We start from the raw sequence: 13,645 nt of genomic DNA on the forward strand, positions 1-13,645 counted from the left end.
GCGCTGTCCAAGAAGTCTGATAGCTGTTGATCTCCGCTCCAGGCTGCTCGCTTTCCGCGGGGCGTGCGGTGAGCCTTACCGGCGTGAACGCCTACTTTTTGGGGCAAGCGCCTGCGGGAGTCTCACCTGTCACGCTAGTCCCGCAGGAGTCTCGCACCTTGCACTCCAATCAACTTTTCATTGAAGATTTTTCACGTCAAAGGAGCTGTCTGAAGGTCAATTTTCGACTTTCAGGACAGCCCCTTCAATACGATTTAACCTCATTTACACATTCTACAATATTCCTGGCCGTCAGGTTGTAAACTTCCTTCAAATATTCCGTTTTACCTACCTGGCCAAACTGTTCCTTGACGCCAATCCTTCTCAAAGGCACAGGACAATGCTCGCTTAATACTTCAGCAACAGCACTCCCCAGCCCTCCTATTACATTATGGTTTTCTGCTGTTACGATTGCACCTGTTTTCTTTGCATACTTTATAATTAACTCTTTATCAATAGGCTTAATGGAATACATATCGATAACCGTTGCCTGGACTCCATTATTATGGAGGATATCAGCAGCCTTTAAAGCCTCAGCCACCATAATTCCACTAGCGATGATAGTGACATCTCCTCCTTCACGAAGAAGCTTCCCTTTTCCCTCTTCAAATGTCTCACCAGAAGTGTAAATTTTCACGGCTGCTTTCCGCATTGTCCGTATATAGTGAACACCATATTCAACGGAAACTTTACGGAGTAAATAGGACAGCATGGTTGAGTCGCTTGCTTCGTATACAACTGCATTCGGTATGAGACGAAGAAGACCAAGATCTTCGAAAGCCATATGTGTTCCACCATTATGTTCCGCTGTTACTCCTGAATCCGATCCTAAAATTTTTAAATTTAACCTGGCATATCCCCCTGATACAAACAACTGATCAAAAGCACGGCGGGTAGCAAACTGAGCAAATGTATGAAGAAAAGGAATTTTCCCAGTCAATGCCAGCCCGGCAGCTATCCCCATCATATTTGCTTCCATGATGCCACAGTTAATCAGCTGATTTGGTATTTGCCCTTGAATTTTATTGGTAGAAATGGAACTCATGAGGTCAGCTTCCAGTGCAATGATGTTTGGATTTTGTTTTGCCAGTTCAAGCAGAGTGCTGGCATATGCCTGCCTCATTTCAACTTCTTCCACTTCATAGGATGTAGCTGCTGATTCAATCATCCTGTTACCGTCCTTTCCATCCTTCTCTCAAGGTCTGCTATAGCTTCAAGTATGGCCGCTTCATCCTCAGGATTCGGACGGATGTGGTGATTGTCTGCCTTTGTTTCAAGATATGGGACACCCTGACCTTTTATCGTATCTAATATAATGGCAACCGGTTTTTCATTTTGTGTCTTTCCAAGCTTAATAGCATCATAAATTTCCTGAATGGAGCTTCCGTCTACTTGTAGAGTATAGAAGCCAAAGGCCTTGAACTTTTCAGCAAAATCGATAGGATCGATAATGTCCTTTGTTAATCCATCGAGCTGCTTTTTATTATCATCTACAAAAACAGAAAGATGGTTCAATTTGTGATGGGCAGCAAACTGAAACGCCTCCCAGCACTGCCCCTCATTTAATTCACCGTCACCCACAATGCAATACGTGCTATTAGAATTCCCTGACAGCTTCTGGGAGAGTGCCACACCAACCGCTACAGAAATTCCCTGGCCGAGTGAGCCTGTTGTCATATCCACTCCTGGTGTAAGGTTTCGGTCAGGATGAGAAGGCAGCGATGTCCCGTTCTGATTTAGTGTGTATAGCAGCTCTTCCCGGAAAAATCCCTTTAATGCTAATGCCGCATAATAAGCTGGACCTCCGTGGCCTTTAGATAGGATAAAATAATCCCGTTCCTCCCATCTGGGGTTGGCAGGGTCAATCTTCAAGACGCCGCCATACAACACAGCCAGGGTTTCGACTATCGACAAGCTTCCTCCATAATGGCCAAAGCCCAGATGATAGAGTTCCTTTAACGTTTTCAGCCGAATTTGGTCTCTAAACTGTTCAATTTCGGAAATTGTATTGCTCATTGAAAACCTCCTATATTGGTACTAGCCTCAAGCAGAAACCTCTTCCTTTTCACTTTGTGGTTTTTTTCGTAAACCTAAGAGAACTGCAATAACTAACACTGCTGCCACAAAGATTGTAACGCCTGTCGCACCAAATGAATCGGCCACGTTTCCTAGAATGATTCCTGTTCCGCCAAAATCGCTGTCTGAGAAGGTGGTATTGGCAAAACCGAGATCTCCCAGGACTGGAAGCAAGAAAACAGGAAGAAATGTAATTAGCAAGCCGTTAGCAAACGAGCCGATTGTTGCACCGCGTATGCCGCCAGTTGCATTACCGAATACACCTGCTGTAGCCCCTGTGAAGAAATGAGGTACAACTCCTGGTAATATGATCACCGCACCAGCCCAGCCCAATATCGCCATGCCTACAATTCCGCCTAAAAAGCTGCAGAAGAAACCAATCAATACCGCATTAGGTGCATAGGGGAATACAATTGGACAATCAAGCGCAGGTTTGGAATTGGGTACCAGTTTAGTAGAAATCCCTTTAAATGCCGGTACAATTTCAGCCAGTACAAGTCGAACCCCAGAAAGGATGACGAATACCCCAGCAGCAAAGGTTACCGCCTGGATAACAGAGAAGACAAGGTAATGTGTTCCATTACTTAATTCTTTTTCAACATATGAAGAGCCCGCAAACAGCGCAATAACCAAGTAGAGAATCGTCATAGTGAGAGCAATAGTAACTGAACTGTCACGCAGAAAAGCAAGGCCTTTAGGGAAGTTGATTTTTTCAGTAGAACGAGATCCCTTTCCAACTACTTTTCCTACTAATCCTGAAAGAATATAGCCAAGAGATGAAAAGTGCCCAAAGCCTACATTATCGTTCCCTACTATTTTCCGCATAAAGGGCTGGGTCATAGCCGGAAATACTGCCATCGTTAAACCAAGGGCAATTGAACCTACAATAATCAGACCTATTCCTTTTAATCCTGAAACAACTAAGATGATGGCAATCATACAGGCCATGTATAATGTGTGATGTCCTGTCAGAAAGATATATTTTAATGGAGTAAATCTGGCCACCAGAATGTTGGCAATCATTCCAAAAAACATGATTAAAGCCGTTGCCGATCCGTACTTTGTCAGTGCCATCGCTACAATGGCTTCATTATTAGGGACAACCCCATTTACATGAAAGGCTTCCTGAAACATTTTTCCGAATGGATCCAGTGCCCCAACCAGGATATTTGCCCCTGCAGCAATAACAAGAAAGCCAAGGAAAGACTTTGTTGTTCCTTTTACAACTTCACTCGCTGGTTTTTTCTGAAGAAGCAGACCTATAAAAGAAATTAACGCAACAAGAACAGCAGGCTGACTCAGAATGTCCATCATCAATTTAAGAAATCTTTCACCCATTTCCAGTTCCCCCTTTATGCTCTCTAGAGCATTCCTTTTTTGGTAAACTCTTCTCTTAATTTCTCCCGGATTCCATCCATATCAATAATGCTGTCAATAACAACAACCTCTCCTAAGTGGGTGGCACTTTCCGCAATATCCCTGGCAGCTATAAATAGATCTGCCATATCAGGGGTAGCCGAACTTAAATCAGAATGGCTTACCTCCACGCCTGTCACACCGAGCTCGTTAATGATTTCCTGAACGTTCATTTCCAGAATAAAGCTGCTTCCTAAACCTGAACCGCAAATGGCTAAAATTCTCATTACATCTGCCTCCCCTTCAACTAAACTGCTTTGGAATACTCTTGTATTAATTCCATGATTTCTTCAACACTCTTCATCGTTTTCAATCGTTTTACATTGTCTTTATTGCTCAAAAGCTTAGTAAGCTGTGAAAGAGCCTGCAGATGGGTCGTATTATCGATCGCAGCTATACAGAATAATAAGGACACTGGATGCTTGTCATCGTTTAAAAAGTAAACCGGATGTTCCAGCTTCAAAAAACTCATACCCACCTGATTGACTCCCATTTCCGGACGTGCATGGGGTATTGCAATTTCCTGACCCAAAATGACATAAGGCCCCATTGTGTATACATTCTCTATCATGGCATCGATGTATGAAGACTCAATCGCCCCTTTCGAGAGCAGCGGCTGGGCTGCTTCTTTTATCGCTTCCTCCCAGTCTGGAAGCTGTTCAGCAAATTGAATGGTTTCACTTGTAATCAAATCACTTAGCACTGGTCTGTTCCTCCTGTTTACGTTGGTCCTTTTTTGAAACATGAATTGGCTTAAAGCCTGCTTCAACCCGTCCTTATCAATAAAATTAACGTAACCTTCCATGATCTTGAGTATTTCCTTTGTTGTAACAGGTTCGTATTGTGTTCCAAATAAAAACTGATAAACCTCGTTGAGCAGCGTACTTTTTTCAACAGGTGTCATTATCGGTTTCACCAGAAAATAGCGTTTCTTTGTGTGAAGCTGTACGGTCGAGAAAACAAGATCAAAATTGGAGAGCTGGCAATGCTTAAACTCTTGCAATGACATAGTACGGTCAATCGTAATCTCTGAAAACAAGGATTCGAGCTGATGCTTTACCATCAGCGAAGAACTGATTCCGCTTGGACAAACCACCAACGCTCTCTTTTTTCTAGCCGCAATTTGCTTTGGTTTTTCAAGCAAAGCTCCAAAATGGATGGTAATAAACCCTACTTCTTCTTCCGGTACAGAAATATTGAGAAGGACTTCCACGGGTTCAAGCAGTTCTTTTACAATGGTGTAAAGTTCCTTATGTTCTTCCCGGATCTGTTCTAGCAAAGGATTATGAATGGGTATTCGGTACTTCATCCGATAATAAGCTGGTTTGAGGTGCTGATACAGTGTTTCCACGACTGTATTCTTTTCTTCAAATGAAATACAGGCCTTGGATTCAAATTCTGTTACAAGCCTTTCACATATTCGCAGCAGCAGATCGTAATCATCCTGGATAACCGAAGCATTCCCCAACGAAAGGCCCAATAGCTGAATGACAAGGTAAGCAATTTCTGATTCAACGGTATCCAGCTCTAAAAGGTGAATCATTTGTTTAGCTGTTTCTATTAAATGGTCTTGTTTCAGAATCTCAATTTCATCAGGATGAAGACGGATAACTTTTTTTTCCAGAAGCCGGATATAATAGAACTGAAGAAAATGAGCAAACTGGTGCAGCCGTTCTTCCACAAATTGAAGATTAGAATCCCTTTCAAGCGATTGAAGAAGAGTGATCATATAATCAGCTCTAAGTTCATAACCTGCTTTTTTCACAAGATATTCAATTATTTTTTTCCCTGACGGCTTCTGAAAAAGTTTTGTTAAATGATTCATTAATAGAACCCTTTTATCAAGCTCGGTTCCTTTTAAGTGGTATCCCCGTTCCCTTGTGTAATGTATTTTCACAAGAAAAGGACTAATCATCTCATTGGCCTTTTTCACATCAGCTATCACTGTGTTTTTACTTACTTTTAGGAGAGACATAAGATGGGCTGACGAGATATACTCTTTTCTGATAAATAAGAATAGGAAAATGGAATAAAGCCTTTCTTCTTCCGTAAATATAAAAGACTCTCCCGTTAACTTTGTGCCTGCATAATCAATCACCCGTTCCGGAACCTCAATCCATGTTCTTCGTTTATAAGCAATAGAAGGAAGACTCCGATCCTTCAGCCATTCATTAATTTTTTCAAGATCATACGTTATCTGCCGCTTGGTCAAATTTGTCTGATCCATGAGCTGTGACATTGTTGGTTTATTTAGTGCAGAAAGCTGGTTTAACAATAAGGCCGGCCGTTCTTCCAGTTGCACGTCATCATCCCTCCTGTTTTAATCATATTTTAAAGCGCTTACATTTTGGATACTTATTGATTACAAATAGTGTTATAATCAACTTACAAAATTGTGACGAGATATGATTATGTCTTATTACAAGCATTTTAAAAGGCTGTAAAACTAAAGTAAATAAAATAAACCTGGATCCATTATTAGGATACAGGTTTATTAATTGTTGAGATTACTTCTATCATTTCTCAAATCGTAAGTTAAGGAAAAGGAGAATCATAATAAAAGCCAGAGCAACAAGCAGTTTTTGAGCGTTCGTCAAAACTCTCTTTTTTGTTACTCGATCTCTAACACCAGCTCACGTGATTTTGCCCTCGATACACATGCTAAGATTGTATCATTCGTACCCTTCTCCTCTTCTGTCAGAAAAGAGTCGCAATGATCAACCTCCCCCTTTTTAACTTTGATCTCACACGTACCACAGCGTCCTGCCCGGCAAGAATACGGGGTATAAATTCCATTCTCATGAAGAGCATCAAGCAAGGTCTGGTTTTCCGCTACCTGCAGGATCGTTCCGTTAGTCAGTTTTACGTGAAAAGCGTTTTGAACATTTGATTTAAGAGGGGTAAACCGTTCAACATGAATATTGAAAGATGGATAACCTAATTGTGCTGCTGCATCAGTGAATTCAGTAATAAAAGAACCCGGTCCGCAAAAGTACACATGGGTTCCGATAGGATGCTGAGCGAGAGTATCTGTAGTCAGCCTTTCTCCCAACGGTTCACGGGAAAAATAGAAGCGGCACTGTTCAGGATAAGTTTTTTTCAGGAAAGAATAAAACGCGCAGGTGTCTTTGGTCTTGGCGGTATAGTGCAATACGAAGGGAACATTTTTCCCTTTCAATTCTTCCATCATGCTTAAAAAGGGAGTAATTCCGATCCCTGCAGCATAAAACACATGACGCTTTGCTTTAAAGGCCAAAGGAAAATGATTTTTCGGGTAACTGATGTACAGCATGTCTCCTTCTATTACTCCATGGTGCATAAAAGCGGAGCCGCCTTTTGAATCTTCGTTAAGCGCCACAGCAATCTCATAATGTCCTCTTTTACGTGTATGTCCGGTTAAAGAATAGTGGCGATGTATTGTTCCTTTCACTGTTTCTATAAAAATACCGATATGAGAACCTCCGCTATATGGCGGAAGCGGCCGGCCGTCAAGCGAAGCCAGCTCAAAACGTTTCACTTTCGGAGCTTCTTTATGGATAGCTGTTACCGTAACAGGAAGCATGTTTTCTTGCAGCATCACCGTTCATCTCCAATTAAAGTTTGGCTACATAGCCTAAATACGCATTTCTTAATGATGAATAATGATCACTTACTGAAAGAAGTAAGGCGCATTGGCAGCATGTGATCTCCATCCCATCCTGAAGTGTCTCAGAATGGGTCACTTTCAGCTCAGTCAGTCCGTGGCAGCGGCAGCAGAACACATGAATGACGCGGTCACCATGGCCGATGAATTGCACCTCTTCCTCAGAGAGGAAGCCGATATCTTCGGTGATGTTTTTAAGTCTCTCAATCTCTGGCCATGCTGCCGAAACATAAAGATAGCATCCCATTTTCTGTTGGCTCAGCCAGCTGCGGACTTTTACCTCATCTGTGAGCTCCATTCGTTCAAAAGGAGTTTTTTGTTCCATGATTTTTTGGGTGATTGGCTGCAGCAATCTGATTCCATATGTATCTCCGCAAATAAGGTATTTTCGCTTTCCCGGCACAAACTTCATGTAGGATTCCTGCTTTTTAGCTTCTCTTCCAGATAGGCCAGAAGCTGCTTTTTATAGAGGGAGATTCCTTTATAATCCGCAATATGTTCGGGGAGTTCTTTTATAATCTGATATAATTGCTGAAGCCAGACTGTGTTGGCAGTAAAGTCTTCCATGGCCAATAAATGAGTATGAATCGTGAACAAAATTCCGTTGCTTTGCGGCAATCGAAAAAGCTTCTGGACTTCCACTCGCAAATGAACGAGCTCGCCTGCATTTTCTTCTGTTACATTCTTTCGTTCTTTCCCCCATTCATGAAATGTTTCCAATGACGTATCGAGCCTGTTCCCCGCCATTAAAGACCAATTCAGCCGCTCCCAAGGGGCTCCTGCCTCCAGCCTCTTTAAAAACCGCAAAATGCGGCCGTCCAGCCCTTCCTCTTTAAACCCTGGTATCGGATGATGGATCTCTTTAAATTCCATGCCAAGGTTAAACGCCAGCGACCAGTTGGCTGGAAAGCAGAGCTGCCCCGCATCCAAATACAGATCCCCATCCCTCTCCATCATGAAAATGAGATCTTCCTGAACATGCCTGCCGATAAAGTCTAAAGGCTCACACGGAATCGTCTTTTCATCGCCATAGGTAAAATGAGAGGTCACTCCAAGGATCTTATTTACAAAAGTCCAGTGATCCCCGTTTTTTTGAAGCGCAAACTGATCGGGGTAATAGGTTACGAGGTTTTCAGTTACCAGGTCTACGATCTCCCACTGGCTCTTTAACGAGTGAGAAAGGGATTGAAAGCAGCGTTCAGGATGATGGGTTAGCAGGTCTCGCTTTAGTTGGACCTCTTCCGTATAACGTGGAGTAATTTCTATACTGGATGGCCGAGTCATGGAGACGGAGTTGTTGGAATAGCGGTATTGATCGCCCTTAAACGGATAAGGAAAAGAATTCAGTTCACGTGTCAGCATATTAACCTCCCCACTTAACAGAATATTCTTTCTTTTTATTTTATAGAAAAGTGTGGAAAAACTGAAGAGTGAATTGTAAAAGACACACCTTTGTGGGCTTTTACCTGGCTTGGCGTGATAGTTGTGCAGCTTTTTGGAATCCTGCTCGACAATGGATACCATGGCTTCTCCTTAAACAACGGCGTCAGTTCCCAGGCGTTCGGGTGCCAATGCGGTTCACGCATTCCATGGATAAAAAGGGGATTCCACAAAGATGTATGCACATTAAAAAGACCGCACCACCTCGTGTGGTACAGCCTTTTAATCCGTTATTGCCCCTTAATCTCAAGCAGTTTCTGCCTCAACCCTGTTTCCATCTGAGCGAGTTCGTTCTCGGCCAAACGGCGTTTATGGCGGCCTTCCTCCTGGATCCGCAGAGTCTCCTCCAGGGTAGTCAGCAAGTTTTCCTGCGTCTTCTTAAGCGTTTCAATATCAATCAATCCTCGCTCATTTTCCTTCGCCGTTTCAATTGTATTTGCTTTAAGCATCTCGGCGTTTTTCAATAAAAGCTCATTTGTCGTTTTGGAGACCTGTTTCTGCGCCTCTACCGCACTTCGTTGGCGAAGCAAGGTAAGTGCGATCGCCACTTGGTTTTTCCAAAGCGGAATGGCAGTCATGATGGAGGACTGGATTTTTTCCACGAGAGCCTGATTCGTGTTTTGAATCAAACGGATCTGCGGTGCGCTTTGAATGGTGATTTCCCGGCTCAATTTTAAATCGTGAAGGCGTTTGTCCAGCCGGTCGGCAAACTGCACCATATCGTTAACTTCCAGATATTTCATCTGGTCGTTTGTTGTCTCTGCTTCTTTACGGAGCGCCGGAATGATTTTTCCGTTTAATTCCTCCAGCTTCAGTTCACCTGCAGCAATGTAAACGTTCAATGCCTGAAAATATTCTTTGTTGTGCTCATACAATTTTTCAAGCATGACGATGTCGGCGAGCAGCACATTCTTGCTGCTGTCGAGTTTGACGCTGATCCGGTCAATCTGCGAGCCAGTCTTTTGATACTTGGAAAGCACCTCTTGAACAGAACCGGAAATCTTGCCGAACATGCGGCCAATCAAGGACGGCTTGTTCGACTGCAGCTCATCAGGGTTTACAAGGCTGAGCTTTTTCATCAAGTCATGTATGATTTCTCCGACTTGCCCGACATCCTGCTTTTTCACTTGATCCAGCATCGTGTTGGAAAAGGAGAGTAATTTAGACTGTGCTGGTGTTCCGTATGTAATCATCGCCTGGTGGTTCTTCGGATCGATCTGTTCGGCCAGCTGGTAGGCTTTTGCCTTGTTTTCCTCTGGCAGAACATCAATCAGCCTCTTCTGCTTTACTTGTTCTTCTGTCTTCAGCTCCTGAACGTTTTCAGCGCCTCCGAACGGATCGGAGAGCAAGTCATTCATAATATCCAATTTATCGTCATGATTATAGAGAGGGGACGTATTATCGCTCATTATAATCTCCTGCTTTCGTTTCTAATTTTGAATCTTTCAAGGTTTTTATAGAATGCTTGGCCACATCCAGCTCGAATTTCAGCTGATCCACATCATCCGAGATCATATGGTAAAGGTCCTCTTCAATGTATTCGGTAAGTTCCTTCAACGTCCTTCTTGTTTCCGAAAGAGAATCCTGAATCTCCCAGCTTTTCTTGGGCTGTCCTGATAAGAATGCATATTTTTCCGTCAGCTCGACGGCAGAATCCAAATGCGAAAAGTAAAAACGCTCTGCTTGAAAAAAACGCCTGGGCTCCTTTTTCGTCATGCTGTATATTTTTCTTGTGATCTTCGTCAGTTCCATCCTCTGTTTCAAGGTCGGGATGTCCCGGATGGAAAACAGTGTCTTCTGCAGTCTGTAAATCTTTGGCTTTGCTTCATTTAAATTTTTCTTGATATATTTAAATTCGCTGCGAGTCAGCTTATATTTTTTCAGCATGCGGTAATTCCAGAGCATCGCTGTCATCGTATAGCCGATCACCGCTCCCCCGGCCGCAAAACCGCTCGAGAGCAAGAAAGACTGATCGAAGGCAAAGAAGGACAGCAGCCAGACGATGACCATTGTATTGATCGTACTGAACACCTTGACGAATAAGGCTAAAAACCAGTTCATGTAAATCGACTCCTGACATCATGTCTTTTCTAATACTACGAAGAGAACAAATTTGAGTTTCACTTTTAGAAAAAATTTACTTTTCTCTATCTCTACCTTACATGATTATGGTGAACATCTCTATAGCCCCGTAAACGTAAAAAAACTAAGACTTAAGGCTTAGTTCGCGGTGCCAGGCACCGTTAAATAATTGTTGGAGGTTTGAACATGAAGAATTATGTAATGAAGAACGGTGATAAAGCTTTGATTCGCGAAGCTGTTCCAGCTGATGCACAGACCATCATTGATTTTTATAATGTGGTCGGGGGTGAGACAGATTTCCTCTCTTTTGGCGGAAACGAGTTTACTAGAAATGCCGATGAGTATGAAACATACATAGAGAGTATGGCTTCAGAAGAAAACTCCATCATGCTGCTTGCCACCCTGGGCGACGCTATCATCAGCATTGCCACGATTAACTCTTCCCAAAAAGCACGGTCGAAACATAACGGCACACTGGGAATTGTTATCTCTCAAAACTATACCAGGATGGGTCTTGGAGAGAAAATGATGGTTGAGCTGATTGATTGGGCCAAGCATAACGGGACCACCAAGAGGATCAGCTTAGTGACCAGAGAAGACAATCACCGGGCCATCGCTTTATACAAGAAACTCGGTTTTGAAGTGGAAGGTTTAGTTCGAAACGACACGTATATAAACGGAGTCTATTACTCGACGGTGGTCATGGGATTATTGTTTTAAACACCTTTTTATCGAAATTTCCAAAATATGTATAATATGGTAGCGGGCTGATCCATTATAGGGTCAGTCTTTCTTATTTTGTCTCTATTAGACTAGATACCCCGCTGGAAATTTCCGCAAACAGCAGATTGGATTTTCTTGTAAGGTTCATAGGAAAATAGAAGCGTTTATTCAAGATTTCCCCCTATTTTGTCATTTCTTAGCGAAAAAACTAAAGGGTTTACACGAATCAAAAATTTTAAGGGGGAAATCATTATGTTGAAAAAACTAATGGGATTGTTGATGATGGCAGTCCTCTGTACTGGCTTGTTTTTTCCTGGACACAGCAGCGCCGCTCTAGGCAGTCAAATGCTTTCTACAGGCTCAAGCAACAGTGACGTGAAACAATTGCAGGAATACTTGATGACAAAGGGCGTTTTTCCATATCATACGGCTACTGGCTACTATGGTCCGATCACGAAAGGCGCAGTTGAACGTTTTCAAGAGCAGTCTCGTTTAAAAGTTGATGGTGTTGCTGGATCAGCGACCATCAGTAAAATTAAAGTATTGCGCAGCGGTGATATGGGGAAACCCGTTATTGAATTACAGCGTTTATTGAAAGCGTGGAATACATACGATTCAACGGTTGATGGCATTTACGGTGACAGCACGGTTTCGGCTGTGGCTTCATTTCAAAAAAATCAGGGCATCACATCTGACGGCATCGCAGGACCTAAGACGTTCTCAAAGCTTCGCCAAAAGAGCCCTTCCTACTCCACACGAAGCTTCACGGTAAACAGCTCTGCCTATACTGCAGATTGTGACGGCTGTTCCGGCAAAACAAGAATGGGCATTGATCTGCAAAAATACAATGACGGCAAAGTAGTTGCAGTGGATCCAGATGTTATTCCGCTTGGTTCAAAAGTAGTGGTTGAAGGCTACGGCACAGCCATTGCTGCAGACACTGGCGGCGGAATCAACGGGAAGATGATTGATGTGTTCATTCCAGACCATGGTGATGCAATCAATTGGGGACGCAAAGACGTAAAAGTAACAGTTTACGAGAAATAATCTTTTAAATGATAATCCTGGGTTATCCGTTTGGATCCCAGGATTATTTTTATATATTTAGCTGTTATGAGATTGGCGCGTATTTTGTGGAGATTGGTGCGTATTTCGCAGAGACTGGCGCGTATTTCTTAAAATTCTCCCTGAATTGCCCGTATCTCTGCTTGTACCACATAAAAAGGAGGCCAAAAGTCTCCTCGGGCCTCCTTTTACATCCTTCTTTAGCTATTTGTTGTAGATATATTTGTCTTTTAACCGGTTAAACTCACCTTGAAGCTCCATTTCATCCATCCAGAGGTTGACCCAGTTTTCAAAGACTGAATCGCCTCTAGGGATCAAGTATCCTTTTTGGCTTTTCGTAAAGGTGTTATCAGTCAGCGCAGCGTAAAGTCTTTGATCCCTGCTTGCATAGTACATCGCTTCGGTACTGTCAGTAATCATGACGTCTACTTTGCCCTCTGCCACCATATGCGGAATCTCAAGATTGTTTTCTACTACTACCACTTTCGCCTGCTTAATGTTGGCGTCCACAAACTTCTGATTCGTTCCTCCAGGATTTACGCCAATCGTAACACCCGGCTGGTCAATCGCTTGAAGACTAGTGTATTTTTCCTTATCCACCGCACGAATTAAGGGTGCCTTCCCTTCATTCATATAAGGACTGGTTAATTGAGCCGTCTTTTGGCGTTCCGTATTGCGGCTGATTCCGCCTACCGCAATATCAAACTTGTCGTCGAGCAAGTCATTCATCAATGTGGGCCAAGAGGTTTTTACAAATTTGACCTTTACTCCAAGGTCCTTGGCCATTAATTCTGCAGCTTCTATATCGTATCCCTCAAACTTATTCGTTTCTTTATTGTAAAAGGTAAACGGCTTATAGTCCCCTGTCGTACCTACCCGGATTACCCCTTTTCTTATGATGCGGTCAAGCCTTGAAGAAACCGTATAATGATGACTTTCTTTATGCAGCTCGGATCCCGTGGCTTGTGCCAGCTCTTCTGCGGACACATAAGGCTTGCCATTAACCTCCATCGAACTCAGTTGGCTGCCGTTCCATTCCACTTCACCCGAACTCTTAGTGGCCGAGGTAAAACTCATTCCACCCAAAAAAACACAAGCAAGAAAACCCAAAACCGCCAACCACTTTAAGACCATTGACTTTCGCATATGCCTTCCTCCATT

13 protein-coding genes are annotated in these 13,645 nt (G+C 43.0%); 2 read left to right on the forward strand and 11 right to left on the reverse strand.

The window, feature by feature from the left end; all coding sequences use genetic code 11:
- Positions 1 to 244: 244 nt before the first annotated feature.
- The 10 genes from P4361_RS22420 to P4361_RS22465 all read right to left on the reverse strand — a co-directional run bounded on the left by P4361_RS22420 (position 245) and on the right by P4361_RS22465 (position 10,675).
- A complete protein-coding gene (locus tag P4361_RS22420) occupies positions 245 to 1,207 on the reverse strand; it encodes a transketolase family protein (RefSeq protein WP_328091087.1) in 963 nt (320 codons plus the stop codon).
- Positions 1,204 to 2,055, reverse strand: a complete 852-nt coding sequence (locus P4361_RS22425; RefSeq protein ID WP_328091088.1) for a transketolase — start codon at positions 2,053 to 2,055, stop codon at positions 1,204 to 1,206. The genes P4361_RS22420 and P4361_RS22425 overlap by 4 nt, the downstream gene beginning before the upstream one ends.
- 27 nt (positions 2,056 to 2,082) lie before the next feature.
- Positions 2,083 to 3,453, reverse strand: coding sequence for a PTS ascorbate transporter subunit IIC (locus P4361_RS22430; RefSeq protein WP_328091089.1), 1,371 nt, complete (start codon positions 3,451 to 3,453; stop codon positions 2,083 to 2,085).
- 23 nt (positions 3,454 to 3,476) lie between these two features.
- Complete coding sequence (locus P4361_RS22435; RefSeq protein ID WP_053355830.1) at positions 3,477 to 3,758, reverse strand: PTS sugar transporter subunit IIB; 282 nt, start codon at positions 3,756 to 3,758, stop codon at positions 3,477 to 3,479.
- Between the two features lie 20 nt (positions 3,759 to 3,778).
- Positions 3,779 to 5,833 (reverse strand): BglG family transcription antiterminator, encoded by a 2,055-nt coding sequence (locus P4361_RS22440; RefSeq protein WP_091007571.1) that lies wholly within the window; start codon positions 5,831 to 5,833, stop codon positions 3,779 to 3,781.
- A gap of 309 nt (positions 5,834 to 6,142) precedes the next feature.
- A complete protein-coding gene (locus P4361_RS22445) occupies positions 6,143 to 7,108 on the reverse strand; it encodes a PDR/VanB family oxidoreductase (protein ID WP_328091092.1) in 966 nt (321 codons plus the stop codon).
- Positions 7,109 to 7,124: 16 nt separating this feature from the next.
- Positions 7,125 to 7,586, reverse strand: a complete 462-nt coding sequence (locus P4361_RS22450) for a hypothetical protein (protein ID WP_328091094.1) — start codon at positions 7,584 to 7,586, stop codon at positions 7,125 to 7,127.
- Positions 7,583 to 8,536, reverse strand: a complete 954-nt coding sequence (locus P4361_RS22455) for a DUF3445 domain-containing protein (protein WP_328091095.1) — start codon at positions 8,534 to 8,536, stop codon at positions 7,583 to 7,585. Before P4361_RS22455 ends, P4361_RS22450 begins: the two co-directional genes overlap by 4 nt.
- A gap of 308 nt (positions 8,537 to 8,844) precedes the next feature.
- Positions 8,845 to 10,023, reverse strand: a complete 1,179-nt coding sequence (locus P4361_RS22460) for a toxic anion resistance protein (RefSeq protein ID WP_328091096.1) — start codon at positions 10,021 to 10,023, stop codon at positions 8,845 to 8,847.
- A complete protein-coding gene (locus P4361_RS22465) occupies positions 10,013 to 10,675 on the reverse strand; it encodes a 5-bromo-4-chloroindolyl phosphate hydrolysis family protein (protein ID WP_328091097.1) in 663 nt (220 codons plus the stop codon). The genes P4361_RS22460 and P4361_RS22465 overlap by 11 nt, the downstream gene beginning before the upstream one ends.
- A gap of 207 nt (positions 10,676 to 10,882) precedes the next feature.
- Between P4361_RS22465 and P4361_RS22470 the strand changes: the two genes are divergently transcribed.
- Both P4361_RS22470 and P4361_RS22475 read left to right on the forward strand, forming a co-directional pair.
- Positions 10,883 to 11,416: a GNAT family protein gene (locus tag P4361_RS22470; RefSeq protein ID WP_328091098.1), complete on the forward strand. Its 534-nt coding sequence runs from the start codon at positions 10,883 to 10,885 to the stop codon at positions 11,414 to 11,416.
- Between the two features lie 255 nt (positions 11,417 to 11,671).
- Positions 11,672 to 12,466, forward strand: coding sequence for a peptidoglycan-binding protein (locus P4361_RS22475; protein WP_053355836.1), 795 nt, complete (start codon positions 11,672 to 11,674; stop codon positions 12,464 to 12,466).
- 222 nt (positions 12,467 to 12,688) lie between these two features.
- Here the strand turns inward: P4361_RS22475 and P4361_RS22480 are convergent, their stop codons facing one another.
- Complete coding sequence (locus tag P4361_RS22480) at positions 12,689 to 13,630, reverse strand: transporter substrate-binding domain-containing protein (RefSeq protein ID WP_231689163.1); 942 nt, start codon at positions 13,628 to 13,630, stop codon at positions 12,689 to 12,691.
- Positions 13,631 to 13,645: the final 15 nt, after the last annotated feature.

Source organism: Fictibacillus sp. B-59209 (assembly GCF_036216745.1).
GTDB classification, from domain to species: Bacteria; Bacillota; Bacilli; order Bacillales; family Fictibacillaceae; genus Fictibacillus_C; species Fictibacillus_C marinisediminis.